Source organism: Streptomyces sp. NPDC021225, assembly GCF_044332865.1.
In the GTDB taxonomy this organism is placed as follows: domain Bacteria; phylum Actinomycetota; class Actinomycetes; order Streptomycetales; family Streptomycetaceae; genus Streptomyces.
The window spans coordinates 94,207-115,109 of the sequence record NZ_JBIRPV010000015.1 but is presented as its reverse complement, the minus strand read 5'-3'; the positions used below and the strand labels follow the sequence as shown (position 1 = coordinate 115,109).

Sequence of the window (20,903 nt, the reverse complement as noted above, 5' to 3'; positions counted from 1 at the left end):
TCCTTACCGGAACATAGTTCCGTTTGCTCATGATGCCAGAGCAGGGGCCCGACAGCCACTCCGCGCCGCCACCGCCCGGCCGCAGGACAGGCGCACAGCGGACCCGCGCACTCGGCGGCATGGTTCAATACCGGGCGTGAACGCCCCATCCGTCCTGGCAGATTCGAGTAGCGCATGGCGGAGCCACTAGGCCCCTCGGACCCCCAGCGCGTCGGCTCCTATCGGCTGGACGGCCGGCTGGGCGCGGGCGGCATGGGGCAGGTCTTCCTCGGTACGTCGCCGGCCGGCCGGAACGTCGCGGTGAAGCTGATCCGGCCGGAGCTGGCGGCCACCCCGCGGTTCCGGGAACGGTTCGCCCGCGAGGTGGAGGCCGCGCGGCTCGTGGGCGGCTTTCACACCGCACAGGTCGTCGACGCCGACCCCGGGGCCGAATCCCCCTGGCTGGTCACCGAGTTCATTCCGGGCCCCACGCTTCAGCAGGTCGTCACCGAGAACGGCCCGCTCGCCCCCGACGCCGTGCTGCGCCTCGGCGCGGGACTCGCCGAGGGCCTGGCCGCCATCCACAACTGCGGCCTGATCCACCGGGACTTGAAGCCCGGCAACGTCATCCTCGCCGACGACGGCCCGCGCATCATCGACTTCGGCATCGCCCACACCTCCGAGGCCGGACCGCTGACCCGCAAGGGCGCCATCATCGGGACCTACGCCTATATGTCGCCCGAGCAGGTGCGTTCCACCCCGGTCTCGCCCGCCAGCGATGTGTTCTCCCTCGGCTCCGTCCTGGTCTTCGCGGCCACCGGCCGCAGCCCGTTCGACGCGTCGACCGTCCCGGGGATCATCCACCGCGTCACCAGCGAACCGCCCCGGCTGGACGGTCTCGTCGCGGGCGGCAGCCTGCATTCCCTGGTCAGCGTCTGTCTGGCCAAGGACCCCGCCGGGCGCCCGTCCGCCGCCGACATCCTGCACCGGCTCTCGGTCACCGGACCGGCCGCGCCTCCCGCCGCCGCCACTGCCGCCACCGCGCCACGTACGCGGCGCACCCTGTTGTTCGGCGGGGTCGCGGCCGCCGCCACGGCCGCGGTCGCCGTCCCCGCGTTCCTGCTCTGGCCTGACTCCGGGGCGAAGACCGAGCCGAAGGGCGGCCGCGGCGCGACCCCCGCCTCCGCCAAGGGCACCACCAAGGACACCGCCAAGGACCCCACCAAGCCGGTGGCGCGGCTGGCCGGCCACACCGGCCAGGTCGAATGCCTCGCCTTCAGCCCGGACGGCCGGACCCTGGCCAGCGGCGGCATGGACAACACGGTGCGGCTGTGGGACATCACCTCCGGCCGCACCATCACCACGTACCAGGGCCACACCTCGACCGTCCTGACCCTGGTCTACAGCCCGGACGGCCAGACGCTGTTCACCGGCGGCCTCGACCAGACCCTGCGCCGCTGGGACGTGCGCACCGGCGCGCCGATGGGTGTCCTCGCCTCGTACACCGGCCAGTTCGACGGTGTCACCAGCCTGGCGATCAGCCCGGACGGCACGACCCTCGCCGTCGGCCGCGACAACCACCGGCTGCAACTCGTGAAGACATCCACCGGCCGCCCCACCGCCACCCTCGACGGGCACACCGGCAGCGTTCAGGGGCTCGCGTTCAGCCCGGACGGCAAGACCGTGGCCAGCGTGGCCGCCGACACCGGCAAAGGCCCCGTACGGCTCTGGTCCGCCGACACCGGCCGTCTCGTCAGGACCTTCGCCGCCGACCGGAAGAAGAACTACTCCTGGGTGACGTTCAGCCCGGACGGGAAGACCCTCGTCGCCGCCGGTCCCGGCATCCGGCTGTGGGACGTGGACACCGGACGCCTCACCACGACGCTCACCGACCGTCACCCGTACATCGTCGCGGCGGCGTACCGTCCGGCAGGGAAAGCGGTGGTCGCGGGCGCAGGCGGCAACATCGAGCCCAAGGCGAGCGACACCATCGGCAAGACCATCAGCCTCTGGGACGTGTCCACGGAGCGTGTCGCCACCACCCTGACCGGCGTCATGCCGAAGTCCGACTACACCACCTCGGTCTCGGCGCTGGCGTTCAGCCCGGACGGCACGACGCTGGCGGCCGGGCTCAACCTGAGCGCCGTGTCGGAGGAGTCCGACACCTCGATCCAGCTGTGGAAGCTCCCGTAGACGGTGTCTCCCACGGACCTCCGCCTGCCCCCTTCGCCCTCTTCACTCCTCAACGGACGGTATCCATGGATGCGTTGAAGCCCGACGACCCGCAGTGGGTCGGTCCCTATCGGCTGGACGGCCGGCTGGGCGCGGGCGGCATGGGGCAGGTCTTCCTCGGTACGTCGCCGGGCGGCCGGAAGGTCGCGGTGAAGGTCATCCGGCCGGAGCTGGCGGCCACCCCGCAGTTCCGGGCACGCTTCGCCCGCGAGGTGGAGGCGGCCCGGCGGGTCGGCGGCTTTCACACGCCGCAGGTCGTCGACGCCGACCCCCAGGCCGCATCCCCCTGGCTGGTCACGGCGTTCGTCCCGGGCCCCACGCTGCACCAGGTGGTCACCGGGCGGGGCCCGCTCGAAGCCGACGCCGTGCTGCGCCTGGGCGCGGGGCTGGCCGAGGGGCTGGCCGCCATCCACACATGCGACCTGGTCCACCGGGACATGAAGCCCGGCAACGTCATCCTCGCCGACGACGGCCCGCGCATCATCGACTTCGGCATCGCCCGCGCCGTGGACGCCAGCTCGCTCACGGAGACCGGCACGGTCATCGGTACCTACGCCTACATGTCGCCGGAACAGATCCGCGCCGACCGGGCCGGGCCGGCCAGCGACGTCTTCGCCCTGGGCTCGGTCCTGGCCTTCGCCGCCACCGGCCACAGCCCGTTCGACGCGCCGGACCTGGTGGAGGTCGTCCAGCGGATCCTGGACCAGCCGCCCGTGCTCGACGGCCTCGACGGCGAGCTCCATGCCCTGCTGACCGCGTGCCTGGCCAAGGACCCCGCCGAGCGCCCGTCCGTCGCCGACCTCCCGGCCCGGTTCGCGGGCCGGCCCACGTCCGGCGGCCGTTCCGGTACGGCGGTCCGGCCGCCCGCCGTACCGGAGCGGCCGCCGCTCCCGGCCACCGAGGAGCAGACGCTGCGCGTGGGCGCCGCCCCGGAGGGAACACGGACCGGCACTCCCCCGGAGCAGACGCTGCTCATGGCCTGCCCGGGGCAGTCACGACCGGCGCCGCCGGCCATCCCGCAGCCGCCCGCGCACGCACCCGACTGGCCGGCCCCGCCCGCGCCCGGCGCGGGCACGGACGGGGTGACCCGACGCGGGCTCCTCATCGCCGGACTGGCGGGCGCGGCCGTGGCCGCAGCCATCGGGGTCCCGCTCTACCTGCGGGAGGGGGGCGACTCCGGCACCTCCGGCGACTCAGGCAACTCCGGCAACTCCACGTCCGGCTCCGGATCCTCGTCGGGTTCCGGCGCGGACGGCGTGGTCCTCGAGGGCCCGTCGGGCGTCCAGGCCCTCACCTTCGGCGCGGACGCCAGGACCCTGCTCGCCTCCGGTGACGACGGCGGCATCTGGCGCTGGGACGTACCCGCCAAGCGCGGTACCAGCACCCGCGTCGGCATCCCCCCGTACCTCCAGCCCGCCCTGTTCACCCCGGACTTCAAGCTCCTGGTGCGGGCGGAGAAGAACAAGGTCATCTCGTGGGATGTGGCCTCCGGCCGCATGGTGAAGACCTTCGACGGCCCCCCGACCGGCAAGGCCCAGGAGGGCTTCGTCCACTCCCTGGCCCTCAGCCCGGACGGCGAGACCCTGGTCGCGGGCCTCTCCGAGGGCCTGTATGTGTGGGACCTGGCCTCCGGCCGGCAACTCGACATCATCGAGGGCCAGTACAGCGGGCCGCTGGCCTTCAGCCCGGACGGCAAGCTCCTGGTCAGCGCGTTCCCCTTGAAGCTGTGGGAGATGCCGTCCCGCCGGGCCCTGGTGACCATCGACGAGCACACGTCCCACCGGATCGCGGTGTTCAGCCCGGACAACCAGCTCCTGGCCATCGCGCAGCTGGACGGGACCATACGGCTGTGGAACGCCGCCACCCGTCAGGACGTCGTCACCCTCAAGGGCCACAAGGACTGGGTCAACGCACTCGCGTTCCACCCGAGCGGCCGCACCCTGGCCAGCGCCGGCCGGGACGAGACCGCCCGGCTGTGGGACACGGCCACGGGGAAGTCGACGGCCACCTTCACCTGCCCCAACTCCCTTGAGGCGGTGGCGTTCAGCCCGGACGGCAAGACCCTGGCGGCGGGCCTCGGCAGCGGCAGCAGCCCCGGCACGAAGGACACCGTCCGCCTCTTCGCGGTCCCCTGAGCCCCTGCTCCGGTCCTATGCGCGGTCCGGCAGCCGGCCGGTGTAGTGCGTATGTCGTCCGGATCGCCGCCGAGGCGAGCCGCCCACTCGGCCGGCGTCTCGGGCAAGGAGGCGTCGGCCGGCACGGCGGCGGCCAGGGCGGGCGGCGGGCCGGCGCTCTCGACGAGTTGCCGCCACTGGTCCGGCCGCATCGCCGGATAACGCAGGCCCGGTATCCGGGCGACCACCTCGAGATCCCGCACAACCGCGGCCCGGGACAGATCCAACCCGTACAGCCGGGGGCAGTCCCTCAGCGGGTCCAGTGAAACGGGCTCGTCCGAGCGCACCGTCACGGCTGCCGGCGTGGGATGTCCCGCCAGCGGCGACAGCTCCGCGTCGCACGGTTTTGGCCCGCACCCGACGGGGCGCCGGCCAGAGCGTCTTCCGGGGTCGCGGCGGCGCCGTCTGGGGTGGGATGGAGTCGGCCCACACTGGAGCGGTCGACGGCCCCGCTGACCGTACAGCGCGGCGACAGCCCTGTGGAACACCGCGCAGAGGCAAGGAGGTCAGTTGACCGGCAGTTCGTTGTTCTCCCGTCGGGAGGCTGTGCCGAGCAATGTACGTGCGACGTCTTCCAGTGATCCGAGCAGCGGGTTGGGGTCGTCAGCGCGCGTGACGAGCACGACCTCGCAGGGATCGATGTCGATGACGGGCACCAGCGCGATGTCCTCGCGCACAGCAGCGCGTCGATCGCCGGCAGGGAAGATCGCGACACAGTGGCCGGTGGCGATGAGTTCCAGCTTGTCCTCGTAGCTGTCGTCGATTGCGGGCGGGGGTGGTGCCGGACGGTCGCCGACCGGCTTGGGCGTGCTCCAGACAACCGGAGTGCTGACGCAGGCCACCAGTTCCTCGTCCGACAGAGCCCGCAGGCTGACGGGTTTCTCGTTCGCCAGATGATGACTCGCCGACGTGACGAGTACCCGCGACTCCTCGTGGAGCTTGGTCACCCGGAAGCCGTCCGTGGGCAAGGGCAGGGGTCTGTATGCGACGAGGGCGTCGACCCGCCCCTCGGCGAGGGCGTGCGTGTCCCGCCAGTCGAGGTGCCGGGTGCGGACCTGGCCGTCGGGGTGCCGACGGCGCAGTTCCTGCACACAGGCGGTGATGACCAGTCCTTCGGCGTAGCCGACGGTGATGGTACGGGGCTGGACGGCGGCTCTGGCCGTGTGAGCGGCTTGCTCGGCCTCTTGGAGCAGCATCCGGGCCCTGGGAAGGAAGGCCTGACCGGCGTCGGTGAGGCTGCTGCCCTGCGGCGAGCGGTCGAAGAGCCGGACACCGAGCTGAGCTTCCAGTCGCTGGATCTGGCGGCTCAGCGACGGCTGTGCCAGGTGCAGCCTGGCGGCGGCCCGGCCGAAGTTGCCGTACTCCGCCACGACCGTGAAATAGCGCACGAGCCGCAGATCAACGTCCATTCGCCCAGGGTACGTCGCGCGCCGCCATACGCCTGGGACATGACGACATACGGAACAGGTCTTGGACATGGTGTGCGGGTGGATATTTGGCTGGAGGGCATGACCACTTATGACGGCAAGAAGATCGTGATCACGGGCGGAAGCAGCGGTATCGGCCTGACTACGGCCCGGTTGTTCGCGGACGGTGGGGCGCACGTACTGATCACCGGCCGCACCAGATCCACCCTGGACGCCGCGTTGGAGCAGTTGGGGAACAAGGCGATCGCCGTCCGTAGCGACGCCGCGTCCCTGAAGGACATCAAGGCGCTGGCCGGCACGGTCCAGGAGCGGTTCGGCGCGGTGGACGCGCTGTTCGTCAACGCCGGCGTCACTGCGTCCGCGCCGTTCGACTCGACGACGGAGGAGATGTACGACGAGCTGTTCGGCATCAACGCCAAGGGCCCGTACTTCACAGTGCAGGCGTTGGCGCCGCTGTTGCGCGAGGGAAGCGGCGTGGTCCTCACCACGTCGGTGGTGAACGTCCTGGGCCTCGACGCGCTCAGTGTCTACTCGGCGAGCAAAGCAGCCCTGCGGTCGATGACGCGCACCCTGGCCCGCGAACTGCTTCCGCGCAAGGTGCGCGTCAATGCCGTGAGCCCCGGCCCGATCGACTCGGGCATCCTGGACCGTTCCTCGCTGCCCGCCGACGTCGTCGAGGCGACGAAGGACACCTACCGGAGCACCATCCCGATGCAGCGGCTGGGGACGCCCGAGGAAGTGGCCGCCGCGGTGGCGTACTTGGCGTTCGATGCGACCTTCTCGACGGGAACGGAGTTCCCTGTCGACGGAGGGGCTTCGCAACTCTAGGTGCTCTGACCGCATAGGTTCGTCGGCCCCGGTGTCGTCCAGCTCGAAAACCCGCTGTAGCTGCTTGGGTGTCCGCATGGCCCCGGGGCGTGTCCTGCCGTTCCCGAGAACATTGACCACGCCGTGGCCGCCGATGCCGTGCCGGTCGGCACGAGCGCTGATCGACGCCCGCTGCCACCCGGGGGGCGCCCCCTTGGCCATGCTGTGTGCCACCCGCTGGAGCAGCTCGGTGATCTGCGGTTCTGCGGGCTCTGCGGGCTGGTCATGCGGCTCCCCCGCGGCTGCTCGGTCTCGGCCCCATTCCAGCAGCAGTGACCGACAACTGAGCCCCGGTGCAACGGGATAGGCTCGGTGGCCCCCGGAAAGGAGACGCGGATACGTGACTCCACCCACGACTAAAGTCGCGGGCTTCCTGGATCGGTGGCTACGCACCGTCGCAGAGGACCAGCCCGGCCCTGTGCAGAACGTTCAGCGCGCCCACCGTGTCGGCGTTCTCAACGAACCCGCACTTGACGCACTCGAACTTCGATTGGGTGGCGCGGTTCTCCTTGGCAACGTGTCCGCAGCCTCCGGCGGCGAGCGGGCACGTGCGGGAGGTGTTGCGGGCGTCCACTGCGATCACTCGGCGACCGGCGCTCTCAGCCTTGTTCGCCAGGATCGCGAGGAACTGTCCCCAACCCGCATCCAGGATGCTCTTGTTCAGCCCGGCCTTGGCGGCGGCGCCGTTCGACAGGAACGCGCTGTCGTTGTCGGGGTCGGGCTTGGGCTGCGGGCTCTTGGTCATGCCCGCCATGTTCAGCTTCTCGTGACCGATCACGTCGTTCTCACGGACGAGCGACAGGGCCGTCTTATGGTGGTGGTCCAGACGCTGACGCCGGATCTTGGCGTGCAGCTTGGCGACTTTCCGGGCTGCGGCGCGGTGCTTCTTCGTCCGACGTCGGGTGCGCTTGTGGAACATCGAAAGGTGCTGCTGGGCGGCAGTCAGCTCGTCGGCCATCGCTTCCAGGAAGCGCGGGTTCGGCTTGTGCGCGCCGCCCGAGTCGGTGAAGAAGTGCACCGTGCCCATGTCGATGCCGACGATGCTGCCGGTAGCGGGGAGCGGTTCGGCAGGAACCTCGTCGCAGGCGAGGACGACGTACCAGCGGCGGCCTTCCCGTTTGATGCTGATCGTCTTGACCCGGCCGCGAACAGACCGGTGCTGGTGCACTCGTACATGCCCGACACCTTGCAGACGCACGTGGGTCTGCCGGTCGTTCGGCGTGGAGTCCCAGCGGCAGCCGTCGCCGTCCTTGGGAAAGGCCACCGTGTCGAAGTGCCCCACGCCCTTGAAGCGCGGGTACCCCGGTGTGAGACCGGCCTTCACCCGCTTGAAGAACGCTTGGAACGCCTTGTCCAGGCGGCGCAAGGTCGCCTGCTGCGAAGAGAACGACCAGCGCCCCTGACGCTCCGGATCGAACGCCCGGATCTCCTTGAGCTGGGCGGACTGGCCCCCATACTTGATCGAGATCTTGGAGTTGTGCCGGTAGGCATCCCGGCGCTCCTGCAACGCACCGTTGTAGAGCGAGCAGTGATCCCGGAGCATCTCGGCAAGAGCCTGCTGCTGGCGCACCGTGGGTCGAAGGAGGAACTTGTACGCCCGTATCACGAGGCGTCCCCCTTTTCCTTCTTCCGGGGGCGTTCCCACTGGGTGTTGATGTACCTCTCCACCGTGGCTGCCGATACGGCACCGACCGAGGCGGCGAAGTACGACGACGACCACAGGGTGGGCATCCGCGACTTCAGGTGCGGGAACTCCGCCCGCAGGACGTGGGAGGTGAAGCTCTTGAACTGGTTCGCCACGTACGAGGCGGACGACTTCGGGTCGTGCTTGACGAAGAGGTCCACGTGGTCGGGCATGACCTCAAGGGCCACGATCTCCCAGCCCTTCTCTTCGGCCTTCTGCCGGATCAGCTCGTCCAGGCGTTCCGCGACCCGTCCGCCGAGGACCGGACGGCGGTACTTCGGGCACCACACCACGTGGAGCCCGAGGTCGTACACGCCACCGGAGAACCGGCGAACCTTCCTGGTCACAGTCACGCGATAATTATACACACGCCGCAGGTCTAATGCGGCAGAGAGGGCAGTACAGGTGAACAGTGCAGATCCATGGGCCCCACTGAGGTCAGAGCAGGCCAAAGAAGCCATTCCCCACCCCGCTAAAGCGGGGCGTCCCCTGGCTAGGTCCTGATGGTGGCCGGCTTCCACAGCTTCCATTGGGAAGGCTGCGAACTGCCCGACGCGGAACTGAAGCAGGCGCATCACGAGCTGATGGCTCCGACCGAGGAGCAGGCGTACCTCCGCGCCTTCCGCACCCTGCTCCACAGCGGAAACACCATCGCCGCGGGCATCGCGCTCGACCACTTCCAGTACTCCGGGGCGCTGACCCGGTTCGGTGCCGAGAGCGCGGTCGAGCGGTACGGGGCAGAGGCACTCGCCGTGGCCCGCGAATTGCTCCGCCGGCCGCCGACCCCCGAGGACGAGAACACCTTCACGGGCGCCAACCACGCGAGCGCGCTGAACGCGATGATGAACATCGCCGAACCCGCCGACGCGGACCTCATCGCCGACGCACTGGCCCTCGCCACCAACGCGAATGTGCGCTCCGCCGCCTGTTCGGCCGCCGCCACCGCGCTGGACGCGGCCGAGACGCCGAGCCCGCGGCTGGTCGCCGCGCTCGGCGCCGTGGCCTTTGACGAAAGCCTTGAGGACATGGGGGAACGCACGGAGGCCCTGCACGCGGTGTTCGAGGCGGACGACCCCGAGGCGACGGCCCTCCTGGTCCGCGCCACCGAGTCGGGCGAGCACCGGATGCAGGTCTACGGTGCCCTCGGGCTCACCACAAACGGCCGGTTCCATGACCACCGGGAGCATGTCGAGCGGCTGGCGGCCACGTGGCCACAGGACGCGCAATACCCGGCGAGCCTGGTGCGGGAGGCGCTGACCGGGTTCCACAGCATCTACTGGCTCGGGACCCGGCTGGACAGCGATCCGGAGCTGGAACGCGCCCACGCGGAGCTGATGTTTCCCACCGGCAGCGAGGACGCCTACCACCGCGCATTCCGCACCCTGCTCCACAGCGGAAACCCGGCGGCCGCGGGCATCGCGCTCGACTACTTCCAGAGCTGGCAGGGGCTGGGCAACCTCCTCCACGAGGACGAGATCGAGGCGTACGCGCCCGAGGTGGTCGCCCGGGCCTGGGAGGTGTTGGGCGATCCGCCGTCGCCACCCGAGCTGAGTCCGGATACCGGCGAGGCCGCCAACCACATCAGCGCGTTGAACGCGATCGGCGCCCGCTGGCCGCAACCATCGGACGCGAGGCTGATCGCCGAGGTGCTGGAGCGGGCCACGAGCGACGGGGTGCGCGAAAAGGCTCTCTGGGTCGCGTACGGAGTGCTGGACACGGATGACGCGGACGAAGCAGCCGACCCCGGACCCGATCGTGAACGACTTGTCGACATCGTCAGCCGCTTCGTGTTCGACCCGTCCCGGTCCGGCCACCACGAGACCGCACTTCGCGTGCTGGGCGAGGCTCTGGGCCCCGAGGCCAACCCGCTGCTGCTGCGGGCCCTGGCCGGCGACGACTGGGACATCCACGTCCAGGCGGCCTGGCGGCTGTCCCGCCCGGAGCGCATCGACGAGCATCGCGAACTGCTCGAAGAGACGGTGGAGGGCTGGCCGGTTGAGGTCATGTCCTCGGCGCACGACGCCGACCTGGTCCGCAGGGCGGTGTTCGGGGGCATGCACAGCGTCCACTGGGAAGGCCATCGGCTCGCCGACCCCGGCCTCTACCGCGCGCACCGCGAACTGCGCACCCCCGGCGACGAGGACACGTACCACCGCGCGCTCCGCACACTGCTCGACAGCGGCCAGGAGGTGGCCGTGGGCATCGCGCTGGACCACTGGTACCACGACAAGGGCCTTGAGCGTCACTTCGGCGAGCAGGCACGCGCCGTCGACACCCCGCAGGTGCTCGCCCGCGCCCGCGAGGCGCTGCGCCGGCCCCCGTCACCGGCCGGTGCCAACCACCTGAGCGCGTTGAACGCGCTGCGCGTGGCGCGCTCATGGGAACCGGGCGACGCGGCACTGCTCGCCGGGGTGCTGCGGCAGGCCACCGACCCCGAGGTGCGCAGCTGCGCCCTGTACACGGTCAGCGGGTTCCTCTACGAGACGAACGCGGCGGACACCGAGTTGATCAGCACCCTCGGAGCCCTCGCCCGCGACGAGAGCCTTCCCGTATCGCAGCGCACCAGCGCGCTGGGATCACTGCGGGATGCCCCGGGCAACGCGGCGACCGAGGAGTTGGTGCGCGCCACCGGGTGCGAGGAACTGGAGGTGCAGGCCACGGCCGCCCTGGGCCTCACCGACGAGCCCCGGCTGGCGGACCACCGGGCCCTGATCTCGCGGCTCGTCGCACAGTGGCCCGCCGAGGGAGCCCCTTGGGCGGCCGATTTCGTACGCGAGGCCCTTGAGGCGCAGGACTGACCCTCGGCGCGGCGGAACCAGAACGCGCGGGCGTCACTGCTCGGTTTCGGCGACCACCAGGGCGGCGATCAGGCCCAGCGCCGTCACCGGGTACCAGGCCCGCGTGGTCAGACGGCCGACGGCACCGGCGCCGGACGCCGCCCTTGACGCGGCAACCACCCGCCGCGCACCGGCGGACTCCCCCAGCGCCACCCCCCACACGGCATCCAGCCGCGATCGGCTGCCGTCCGCTTTCCGTTCGGCCACAAAGCGCCGGTACGAATCCACTTGGAGCAACATCGCCGTGCCGTGGGCAGTGCGGGTCTGGAGTTCCCAGCCGCGGAGCCACAGGGCGATGCCGGTGCCCGCGACCACCGCGCCCGCGACGACGGTCGGCCACCCCGCCCCGTTCATCCAGGTGTTGAGCACGCTGCCGAAGGTCGCGACGGCCAGACCCAGCAGCGCGGCGGGGATACCGATCCGCCGCGCCGTCCGGGATCGGCGCTCGCCCTCCGGATCCCAGTGCCCGCTGGTACGGCGCCAGTCCTCCAGTTGATCGCCGAGGATGCGCCAGGCGCTCTGGAAGCGCTGGCCGTGCACGCTCAGGACGAACTCCTCTCGGCCCAGGAAGATGTTGTCGAGCATGGCCTCGGTGGCCGGATCCACCGGTGCGTCACCAGGGCCCCGGCGCCACACAAACGTGAACCGCCGGCCACCGTTGATGGCGACGTGACCGGCGATGGCCGCGTTGAGCAGCCACGCCACCCGTTGCCAGGGCCCGGCCCGCCCGGCGAGCAGGATGCCGGCCTGGATGGGGTTCAAGTCCCCCGGCGGGGCGGAGGCCGGGGTGAGCGGGCCCGGGAGCCGGTCGCGGCCGACGAGGCGCAGCACCCGCGCCACCAGCAGGGCGCTGCACAGGGCGACGCCCGCCGCCACCACGGCCGTCGACGCCGGGTCGACGCGCGCGTCACCGTCGGCCGCTCCGGACGGCGGCCGGGGAGCGGACGCCCCACTGGCGGGTCCGCTCCGCGCACCGGAGGCGTACAGCGTGATGCCGCTTCCCGCCCCGAGCTTGTCGACGGTGACGACGAGGTGGCCCGGCTCCGGCTTCTCGGCCGTACAGCTCCCCCGGGAATCCGTGGTGTCCTGCGCACAGCGCGCGTCGGTGAGGTCGTGCGGGGCCACGACATGGATCTCAATGTTGTCGCGGTCGACCTCCCACCCGGTGCCGATCGCGGGCCAGACGAGTCTGCCGTCCTGCACGAAGCCCTTGAGCGTGTACTGGACCCGGTAGCGATGGAGGCTCACGACCGTGCGGTCCGGGTCGCCCACGGCGATGCGGGTCCGCAACCCGTCGGTCCTCAGCTCGTGCGGGACCGGGACGCCGTCCTCGGTGGCGCTGACCCCGCCCACTCTGCCGAAGGACCGGCCCGGGATGTCGAGGTGGATACCGTTCAGGGTGGAGTCGCGGTATCCGAAGTCGTAGTCGATCACCTCGGTGATCCGGGCGCTGCCGTCCTCGGCGATCTCGGCGCTGATCCACATCCTCGTCACGCGCTCGGTGCTCGGGCCCAGCCCGCCGACTGACATGACGATCAGGTCGAGCAGCAGCACCGCGAGGAACATCCGCATCAGGCTGCCGCGCCGACGCGACCGCTCCCCGGTCCGGTACTTGGCTCTCGTCCTGCCTGTATCTCTCCCCTTGTTCACTCCACCGCTCAAGACAAGTCCCCCCTTGTCTCGGGACACCCCCCGGTCGCCCCATGAGGACCGGCAGCGTACCCGGCCCTGGGGCACCGCACAGCCCGTTGCAGCGGAAATCGAAATCCGCTCGGGTTGCGGGTGTTGCGGGTGTTGCCGCCCACTCGGCCCACTCCTACAGTGGGAGCGCTCCCATGGGTGCACTTCCCATCAACTGGCGTGCCCGGCAGGCGCCTGACTCCATGCCAGTCCAACGGGGCCCGTTGCCGTCGCCACGCGCCTTCCTATGGAGGTCCCCTCATGCGCTTTCATCGATATCGCCCCCGGGCGTGGGTACCCGCGGTCCTCGTGGCCGCCGTGAGCCTGACGGCCACCACCCTCAACACACAGGCAGCAGGCGCCGCCGCGCGCATCGCCCCCGGCGTCGAGGACGACGGCGCCGACTGCGCCGTACAGGACCCGGGCTCCTTGACCGCCAACTCCAAGCTCCCCGACCCCTTCACACGGCTCAACGGGACGCGCATCTCCACCAAGTCCGACTGGCGGTGCCGGCGAGCGGAGATCAAGAAGCTCGCGGAGAAGTACGTCTACGGCGAGAAACGCGCGAAGCCCGCCAGTGTCACCGGGACCGTCTCGAACACCAACATCACGGTGAACGTGTCGGACCAGGGCAAGAGCTCCAGTTTCTCCGCGAAGGTCGAACTGCCCAGTGGCTCCGGCCCCTTCCCGGCCGTCGTGGTCGTGGGCGGATTCGGCGCGGACACCGCCACCATCAAGGCCTCCGGCGCCGCCGTCATCAGCTACGACCCCCTCGCGGTCGGCCGGGAGGGCACGCCACGGAACAACAAGCAGGGCGCGTACTACAGCATCTACGGCGCGCAGAGCAGCACCGGAGTGCTCATGGCCTGGGCCTGGGGCGTGAGCCGGATCATCGACGTCATCGAGCAGTCCGGCGGCAACATCCTCAAGGCGGACGCGATGGGCGTCACGGGTTGCTCGCGCTACGGCAAGGGTGCCTTCGCCATCGGCGCCTTCGACCAGCGGATCGCCCTGACCATGCCGATCGAGTCGGGCACGGCGGGCGCTCCGATCTTCCGCGGCATTCCCGGAGAGAGCGGCTCGCAGCCCCTGAGCAGCGCCTACTCCGAGCAGCCGTGGCTGGGCGACGCGTTCGGCTCCTTCACGGGCAACCCGGCCACCCTGCCGCTGGACACGCACGAGATCGTGGCCATGGTGGCGCCGCGAGGGCTCTTCATCATGGAGAACCCCCACATCGACTGGCTCGGCGCCAAATCCGGGAGCGTGGCGGCCCTGGGCGGAGCGGAGGTCTACAAGGCGCTCGGCGCGGGGGACAACATCACCTACTGGTCGGACATCCAGGACGGCAACCACTGCGCCGTCAGGTCCGAGTGGAAGACCCCTCTACAGCAGAACATCCAGAAGTACCTGCTGAAGACGGGCAGCGCAGCGGGCTCGATAAGGATCTCGGGCAAGAAGCCGGGCAACCTCTCCGAATGGCGGACTTGGACGACTCCGACCCTCGCTGATTAGCCAGCGTCGCGCGGCTGCCCACAGAGGAGGCTCCGTGGGCAGCCGGTCGCGGCTCAGCGGTACCAGGGGGCGTTACGGTCGCGGTGCAGCGGGCACTCGCAGGGCGGGAACTGGCTGGACTGCAAGGGCGCGAGCTTGTCCTTGATCATGACGATCACCTTGCCCAGCTCCTCCGTGACCGCGCCGGTCTCCGGGGACACGCGGTACACGCGCATGGTCATCCGGGGGACGTCCGGCTCGGCCTTCGTACGGCGGGAAATCCCCTTGCGGCGGGGGGTGACGCGCTCGGTAGCTTCATCTATGTCGACCTGCTCCTACTTCGGGTTGACCGCGCCCCGGGGCCGCGCACACGGCCGCCGGGGTCCTTTCCTTCCACGGCCAATTACGGTGAGTGTGCACATCGTTGCGCTCCGATGCGTATGCTCAGAAGAGGCCAGTCGTCCCCGCGAGATCAACGGGACACGGAGGGATACGCCATGCCTTTTCAGCCACGCGAACTCTTCCCCGACCGCTCCGCACGCGACCTCTTCGGCGCGGAGATCCGCCGCCACCGCGAGAAGGCGGATATGTCGCTGCGGCGGCTGTCGGAGGTGCTGAACTACAGCAAGTCGCACCTTGCGAGGATCGAGGCGGCGGAGTGCCTTCCGTACGACGACCTTCCGGCCAAGCTGGACGCGTGTTTCGGGACGGACGGGTTGTTCGCGCGGCTGTACGCGCTCGCGAAGAACGAGCCCTTTCCGGGTAAATACCGGCGGGCCACTGAGGTCGAGAGCCGGGCGATGGTGATCGAGGAGTACTCGTGCGCCACCATCCCCGGGCTGCTCCAGACCGCCGAACTCGCGAGGGCGTCGCTGCGCATCGGACACCGCCATGCTCCGGACGCGGAAATCGAGGCGCTGCTCAAGGCTCGCCTCGACCGGCAGGCACGGCTGAACCAGCCTCTTCCGCCGGAGTGCTGGTTCATCGTGGATGAAGCGGCGTTACGCCGCCCGGCGGGAGGGCCGGAGGTGATGCAGCGGCAGATGGAGTCCCTGCTTGAGCACGGGACACATCCATACGTGACCCTCCAGGTGCTGCCGTTCAGCGCGGGCCACCATGCGGAAGCGGGCAACTCCCTCGTGCTCTACTCAGTGCCGGACGAGCCGATGCTGGCTTACAGGGAAGGCAGTCGCTTCGGGACAGTCATCGAAGACAAGGACGACGTTGCGAAGCTCCGGAAGAACTACGATCTGCTACGGGCCATGGCCCTCTCGCCCCGGGACTCCGAGGCGATGATCCAAGCCGTAATGAAGGACTGGACTCATGGCGACGACACCGGACCTGAGCACCGCCGCCTGGCGTAAGAGCAGCTACAGCAACAACGACGGCGGCATATGCGTCGAGGTCGCCGACAACCTCCCCGGCCTCATCCCCGTCCGCGACTCCAAGAACCCCGACAGCCCCGCCCTCATATTCCCCTCCCGCTCCTGGGCCGCGTTCATAACCACCCTCAAGGCACCCACCGCCTAGTGTTCCAGCCGGTCTTCCCGACACATCGAAAGGATTTCCCGCCCCCGCTCGCCGCTGATCATCTCGGCGAGCATGGGGTCGGCGAACAGCACCACGGGGGCAATGTGGTCCTCATGCAGCGGGCGCCATAGCCGCATCGCCTCCTTCAGTTCGGGCCAGGCCGCGTCAATGAGCTGTCGCTGACGCTCCCGTGCCCGGTCATATGCGCCGAAGGGGTCGTGCACTTCGAAGTCGACCGGCACGCCGTCCTCCGATTCCTCGCTGACGAGGACCGTGGAGACGGAAAGGGTCCGCATTTCCACTCGCATGACGCACTGGTCGCCCACCAACGTCTCTTCGTCGGCCGCGTACCGTCGCTGCCCCTCATACGGGTCCGGAACCTGGAACGCGGGGTCGGCGGCCAGTCGGTCCGTGATGTGGTGGACAGCGGCGTCGAATTCCGGGTTGCCGAAGGAGAGCTGCCAGCCAGGGGCAGCGCGGCGGGCCTCGTGGTCGGAGATGAGCGACCGCAGCCATTCCGGGCCGTTCTCCTTGGAGAATCGCAGCGTCGACCATCCGTACGGCAGATCGCGAGTGCGGTCCTCCTCGAAGGCAAGAGGCAGCAACTCAGTTGCAAATATGGGGTGTTGCAGGATGTCGGGATGGTGTGCGTAGTTCACGACATGACTGATCCCGCCCCTCTGCTCACCGCCGCCGAGCATGGTCAGCATCTGGAACCGCAGAAGCAGAGCCCGCTCGTTGCCGAATGCTTCGGCCTCGGTCAGCACCTTCAACGGGTTGTCTATTTCACCTTCGAGAGCAGCGAGCCGGGCCTCTTCCACCTTCTCGTCCCAGCGGTCCTTGGTCTCCCCCTCCGGTTTCCGCAAAGCATGGAACGACTTGTACTGGTCATACATCAACTCGTGGAAGGAGTCGAAAGGCTCCAGCCCGGCCCCCGACCACGAAGCGAGCCAGTAAGCGGTCCACTCCCCGCGCTCGTTCACGTCCCCGGGGTCAAGGAAGATGTCCGCCGCGTCACCATCGAGCGATACGAGCAGAGAGCGCCTCAGCACCGCTCCCTCGTTGATCACGTCAGCGTCTTCTTCCTCCTCTTCTTCATCCTCGCCCTCCGTGAGTTCGTCGTAGATCTCGATCAGGTAGTCCCGGTCGGAGTCGGCCAGCCACTGCAACTCAGCCGTTCCGGCCAGCCGGTAGATGAAGCAGCCCGCGTCCCGCCAGCCGTTGGTAACCGCCAGGAATTCGCGCAGTGACACCGGCAGAGTGCAGCCCAAGCGGGCCTCGGCCGCCGCGATCTCCTCCTCGCTCGCCGGGGCGAAGCCGAGCCAGCGGTCACGGACCACGGCCTCGTCCAGCTCGGCGTCCTTCTCGGGGTCATGGCTGTCGACCCACTCCTCGCTCCACTGCTGGAGGAACGGACGCCACTGCTCACGGTTCACCGATGTGCTCCCTCATCCCGAGGCCACTGCGACAGGACAAGCACAGCACGGGGGTACGACAACCGCCCGTAACCCCCGCCCCTGCGAGGTCCGCCGAGCGGGTGGCGATTTCGCGCGGAGGCACCGGGCCGTCCGCCTCCAGCGCGGCCCGCCCGGCTCGTCCGCGGCTGCCGTCACAGGCTGAGCAGCAGGTCCCGGACCGCTGCGGGCTGGGACAGGAACGGGTGGTGGCCGGCGTCGAACTCGACGACGCTGCCGGCCCGGCGGGCGAACTCGCGCTGGAGCCGCGGCGGGGTGCCCCGGTCCTGAGCGCAGACGAGGTACGTCGAGGGCAACTGCTGCCATGCGGCCGCCCCGACCGGCTGCCCGGTTACCCGCACGCTCTGCCGGGCAAGGTGGTCCGCCGCCTCCGCCTGAACCTCGGGGTCGCAGTCCTGCAAGAACGTGTCCGCGACCAGCTCGGGGCGGACCCCGAACGTGCCGGCGTCGGGGTCGACGTCGAGGAACGGGGCGGGGCTGCCGTCCCCGAACTCCGACAGGCTCTGCCCGACCTCGGGCAGGTAGCTGGAGATCAGCAGCAGGTGGCGCACCGACCCGATTCCCGCCGCGGCTTCCGCGGTGACGATACCGCCGTAGCTGTGGGCGACCACGACGGTCGGCTCGTCGCCGGTCTGTAGCACCTGCCGCACGACGGCAACATCCTCGGGCAGCCCCGGACCGCCGACGCCGCCGGGCAGGCCCGCCTCGCCGCAGCTCGGCAGTGCCGGGGCCACGCTCGGCACCCCCCGTTCCTGAAGCAGCTCGGCGGTGCGGTGCCACCACCACGATCCGTCCCGCACGCAGGCCCCGTGCACAAACACGACTCTCATCGCCACCTCCACGTCGGACTCGCCGGCCTGCCACCTATGCTCGCCGAACTCGCGGCGGCCCACTCGCGCCGGCCGGGGCGGAAGCGCTACGGACGGGTAGGGCGGCCCCGGGAGCGGCCGTCGGCGGGTCCTGGCCGACGGCCGCCAGGAGGCGGGCGACCAGGGGGTTCGGGTCGTCCTGACGCCAGGCGACGGCGACCCGGGTGCGGGCGGCGCCGGGTCCGATCCCGCGGAAGGCGACCCCCTTGAGGCGCAGCCGGCGGATTCCGGCCGGGGCCAGGGAGACGCCGAGACCGGTCTCCACCAGGGCACAGACGGTCTGCCACTCCACCGCGTGCTGGGCGAGCCGGGGCGTGAAGCCCGCCTCGGCGCACAGGCCGGTGATCCGGTCGTACAGCCCCGGTCCGGCCGCGCGGGGCAGGAGGACGAAGTGCGAGTCCGCCAACTGCCCGACGCGGACAACCCGCTGCGCCGCGAGCGGGTGCCCGGACGGCAGGACGGCCACGAAGGGCTCGGTCAGGACGGTCCTGAAGGCCAGCCCAGGCTCGTCGGCGGGCGGCTCGCGCAGCAGGCCGACGTCGATGGCCCGGTCGTGCAGGGCGGCGAGCTGCGGCGCGGTGGTCATCTCGTGGATGTCCAGGCGCACGTCGGGGAACCGCTCCCGGAAGGTGCGCAGCAGACCGGGCAGGACGGTGAGGGCGAGGGAGGCGGCGAAGCCGATCCGCAGCCGCCCGGCGAGCCCGCCGCCGACCGCCCGGGCCGCGGCCAGGCCGTCCGCGAGGCCGGTGAGGGCCTGCCGGGCGGCGGGCAGCAGCTCCCGGCCCGCCGGGGTGAGCCCGACGCCCCTGGGGGCGCGGGTGAACAGCGCGTGGCCCACCGTGTCCTCCAGGCGGCGGATCTGCTGGCTCAGCGGGGGCTGCGTGATGCCCAGGCGGGCGGCCGCGTGGCCGAAGTGGAGTTCCTCGGCGAGGACGACGAAGGCGTGCAGTTGCTGGAGGGGAAGTTCGGGACGTTCCATACGCCGATGCATATCAGACCGGTCCTGGGCGAGTATTGGACGTATCGGTGCAGGTCACCTAGCGTTCGGCGCATGACAGAGCGACTGCCGGAGCGACCGGCGGAGCGGCGCGCGATCCTCAGCGGTTCGACGTTCGAGGAGCGGATCGGCTACGCCCGGGCCGTGGTGGACGGCGACTGGGTGCACGTCTCCGGGACGACCGGTTTCGACTACGCCGCCATGACGATCTCCGACGACGTGGTGGAGCAGGCCGAGCAGTGCCTGCGCAACATCGAGGCGGCGCTGGCCGAGGCGGGCTGCACCCTCGCCGACGTGGTCAGGGTGCGGTACATGCTTCCCGACCGCGAGGATTTCGAGCCGTGCTGGCCGACCCTGCGCCGCGCCTTCGGCGGGATCCGCCCGGCCGCGACCATGCTTGTGTGCGGCCTCTCCGACCCCCGTATGAAGATCGAGATCGAGGCGTACGCCCGGCGGCGGGCTGCCACGTGACGGCCCCCTCGACCCTGAGTTTGACGAGGCCTGATCGATGACCATCGCCGCTGTCCATGTCCACCGTCTGGTGGCTCCCCTCCACACGCCGTTCGTCACCGCCCTGGCACACCTGACCCACGTCTCGACCGTCGTCGTCGAGATCGTGGACCGCGACGGGCGCTCCGGCTTCGGCGAGGCGCCGGAGGTGTGGACTGTCACCGGATCCTCACTCGCCTCCAGCGAGGCCTGCGTCACCGAGGTCTTCACCCCGCTTCTCATCGGTCGCGACGCCGATGACCTGGTGGAGAACTGTCGCAGGGTCAGCCGCGCCGTGGTCGGCAACGAGCCGGCCAAGGCCGCGGTGGACATCGCGCTCCACGATCTCGCCGCGGTCCGCCTCGGGATCCCGCTGGTCCGACTGCTCGGCGGCTCCCGGCTGGTGGTGCCCACCGACGTGAGCCTTGCGGTCGGCACGGTGGACAGCATGGCCACGGCGGCGAAGAGCCGGGTCGCGGAGGGATTCGACGCGCTGAAAGTCAAGGTCGGCACGGACGCGGCCACGGACATCAACCGCGTGACGGCGGTCCGCCAGGCGGTCGGCCCCGAGGTGAGGATCCGTCTCGACGCCAACCAGGGGTGGACGCCCCGCGAGGCGGTACGGGTCATCCGCTCGCTGGAGGACGCCGGCATGGGGGTGGAGTTCGTCGAACAGCCGGTGGCCTACCGGGATGTGGCGGGCCTGGCCTGGGTGAGCGACCGCGTCGAGACCCCGATCATGGCGGACGAGTCCGTCTTCGACGTGCGCGACCTGGTGGAGGTGATCCACCGGCGCGCGGCGGACCTGGTCAACGTCAAGCTGGCGAAGAGCGGCGGACTCAGCGCCGCCCGTACCCTCCTCGAACTGGCGCGAGCCCAGGGCATGGGCACCATCCTCGGCTGCATGCTGGAGAGCGAGATCGGCACCGGCGCCGCGGCCAGCCTGGTAGCCGCCTACGGGACCACGATGGTGAGCGACCTCGACGCGGTGTGGTGGCTCCAGCGCCCCGCCGTCGTCGGCGGCATGCGGTACCAAGGCGCTGCGGTCGTGCTGCCCGACGCGCCGGGCCTGGGCATCTCCGGCCTGGTCGCAGCAGAAGCCCGGGAACCCACGGAGGCACGGAGGCACGGGCATGACGCTCGCTCCGTCAACTGAGACACGCTCCATTTCG

At 70.4% G+C, this 20,903-nt stretch carries 17 protein-coding genes; 9 read left to right on the top strand and 8 right to left on the bottom strand.

Annotated features, from left to right (window positions below):
* The first annotated feature begins 174 nt into the window (after window positions 1–174).
* Both ACH4S9_RS40765 and ACH4S9_RS40760 read left to right on the top strand, forming a co-directional pair.
* Window positions 175–2,172 (top strand): WD40 repeat domain-containing serine/threonine protein kinase, encoded by a 1,998-nt coding sequence (locus tag ACH4S9_RS40765; protein WP_398376737.1) that lies wholly within the window; start codon window positions 175–177, stop codon window positions 2,170–2,172.
* A 65-nt stretch (window positions 2,173–2,237) separates the two neighbouring features.
* Complete coding sequence (locus ACH4S9_RS40760; RefSeq protein ID WP_398376735.1) at window positions 2,238–4,346, top strand: WD40 repeat domain-containing serine/threonine protein kinase; 2,109 nt, start codon at window positions 2,238–2,240, stop codon at window positions 4,344–4,346.
* A gap of 545 nt (window positions 4,347–4,891) precedes the next feature.
* Here ACH4S9_RS40760 and ACH4S9_RS40755 read toward each other — a convergent pair.
* Window positions 4,892–5,794 carry a LysR family transcriptional regulator gene (locus ACH4S9_RS40755; RefSeq protein ID WP_398376733.1) on the bottom strand — a complete coding sequence of 301 codons (903 nt, stop codon included), beginning with the start codon at window positions 5,792–5,794 and terminating at the stop codon, window positions 4,892–4,894.
* Between the two features lie 99 nt (window positions 5,795–5,893).
* Between ACH4S9_RS40755 and ACH4S9_RS40750 the strand changes: the two genes are divergently transcribed.
* Window positions 5,894–6,640 (top strand): SDR family oxidoreductase, encoded by a 747-nt coding sequence (locus ACH4S9_RS40750; protein WP_385345102.1) that lies wholly within the window; start codon window positions 5,894–5,896, stop codon window positions 6,638–6,640.
* 424 nt (window positions 6,641–7,064) lie between these two features.
* Here ACH4S9_RS40750 and ACH4S9_RS40745 read toward each other — a convergent pair whose 3' ends face one another.
* Complete coding sequence (locus tag ACH4S9_RS40745; protein WP_398376731.1) at window positions 7,065–8,285, bottom strand: RNA-guided endonuclease InsQ/TnpB family protein; 1,221 nt, start codon at window positions 8,283–8,285, stop codon at window positions 7,065–7,067.
* On the bottom strand, window positions 8,282–8,710 hold the full coding sequence (tnpA, locus tag ACH4S9_RS40740) for an IS200/IS605 family transposase (RefSeq protein ID WP_385345248.1): 429 nt from the start codon (window positions 8,708–8,710) through the stop codon (window positions 8,282–8,284). Before tnpA ends, ACH4S9_RS40745 begins: the two co-directional genes overlap by 4 nt.
* Window positions 8,711–8,947: 237 nt before the next feature.
* Here tnpA and ACH4S9_RS40735 point away from each other — a divergent pair, with 237 nt between their 5' ends.
* Entirely contained in the window at window positions 8,948–11,161 is a 2,214-nt protein-coding gene (locus tag ACH4S9_RS40735; RefSeq protein WP_398376730.1) for a hypothetical protein, read from the top strand.
* 33 nt (window positions 11,162–11,194) lie between these two features.
* Here ACH4S9_RS40735 and ACH4S9_RS40730 read toward each other — a convergent pair whose 3' ends face one another.
* A complete protein-coding gene (locus ACH4S9_RS40730) occupies window positions 11,195–12,766 on the bottom strand; it encodes a DUF2207 domain-containing protein (RefSeq protein ID WP_398376729.1) in 1,572 nt (523 codons plus the stop codon).
* 375 nt (window positions 12,767–13,141) lie between these two features.
* On the opposite strand from ACH4S9_RS40730, the gene ACH4S9_RS40725 reads away from it, so the two are divergent.
* The gene (locus ACH4S9_RS40725; RefSeq protein ID WP_385345114.1) at window positions 13,142–14,392 is read left to right on the top strand and encodes a cellulose-binding protein; all 1,251 of its coding nucleotides are present in this window, start codon (window positions 13,142–13,144) and stop codon (window positions 14,390–14,392) included.
* Window positions 14,393–14,445: 53 nt separating this feature from the next.
* Here ACH4S9_RS40725 and ACH4S9_RS40720 read toward each other — a convergent pair whose 3' ends face one another.
* Complete coding sequence (locus ACH4S9_RS40720) at window positions 14,446–14,613, bottom strand: hypothetical protein (RefSeq protein WP_398376727.1); 168 nt, start codon at window positions 14,611–14,613, stop codon at window positions 14,446–14,448.
* Window positions 14,614–14,868: 255 nt separating this feature from the next.
* On the opposite strand from ACH4S9_RS40720, the gene ACH4S9_RS40715 reads away from it, so the two are divergent.
* Both ACH4S9_RS40715 and ACH4S9_RS40710 read left to right on the top strand, forming a co-directional pair.
* Window positions 14,869–15,735 (top strand): Scr1 family TA system antitoxin-like transcriptional regulator, encoded by an 867-nt coding sequence (locus ACH4S9_RS40715; RefSeq protein ID WP_385345120.1) that lies wholly within the window; start codon window positions 14,869–14,871, stop codon window positions 15,733–15,735.
* Window positions 15,695–15,901, top strand: a complete 207-nt coding sequence (locus ACH4S9_RS40710) for a DUF397 domain-containing protein (RefSeq protein ID WP_398376726.1) — start codon at window positions 15,695–15,697, stop codon at window positions 15,899–15,901. Before ACH4S9_RS40715 ends, ACH4S9_RS40710 begins: the two co-directional genes overlap by 41 nt.
* Here ACH4S9_RS40710 and ACH4S9_RS40705 read toward each other — a convergent pair.
* The 3 genes from ACH4S9_RS40705 to ACH4S9_RS40695 form a co-directional block, all read right to left on the bottom strand.
* Complete coding sequence (locus tag ACH4S9_RS40705) at window positions 15,898–17,337, bottom strand: SMI1/KNR4 family protein (protein WP_398376725.1); 1,440 nt, start codon at window positions 17,335–17,337, stop codon at window positions 15,898–15,900. The genes ACH4S9_RS40710 and ACH4S9_RS40705 overlap by 4 nt on opposite strands.
* A gap of 173 nt (window positions 17,338–17,510) precedes the next feature.
* Window positions 17,511–18,206, bottom strand: a complete 696-nt coding sequence (locus ACH4S9_RS40700; protein WP_398376724.1) for an alpha/beta hydrolase — start codon at window positions 18,204–18,206, stop codon at window positions 17,511–17,513.
* Between the two features lie 34 nt (window positions 18,207–18,240).
* Window positions 18,241–19,224 carry a LysR family transcriptional regulator gene (locus tag ACH4S9_RS40695; protein ID WP_358845372.1) on the bottom strand — a complete coding sequence of 328 codons (984 nt, stop codon included), beginning with the start codon at window positions 19,222–19,224 and terminating at the stop codon, window positions 18,241–18,243.
* A 72-nt stretch (window positions 19,225–19,296) separates the two neighbouring features.
* Here ACH4S9_RS40695 and ACH4S9_RS40690 point away from each other — a divergent pair, with 72 nt between their 5' ends.
* Together ACH4S9_RS40690 and ACH4S9_RS40685 are read left to right on the top strand one after the other, a co-directional pair.
* Window positions 19,297–19,713: a RidA family protein gene (locus ACH4S9_RS40690; RefSeq protein WP_358845373.1), complete on the top strand. Its 417-nt coding sequence runs from the start codon at window positions 19,297–19,299 to the stop codon at window positions 19,711–19,713.
* A 37-nt stretch (window positions 19,714–19,750) separates the two neighbouring features.
* Window positions 19,751–20,887: a mandelate racemase/muconate lactonizing enzyme family protein gene (locus ACH4S9_RS40685; protein WP_398376723.1), complete on the top strand. Its 1,137-nt coding sequence runs from the start codon at window positions 19,751–19,753 to the stop codon at window positions 20,885–20,887.
* Window positions 20,888–20,903 lie beyond the last annotated feature (16 nt).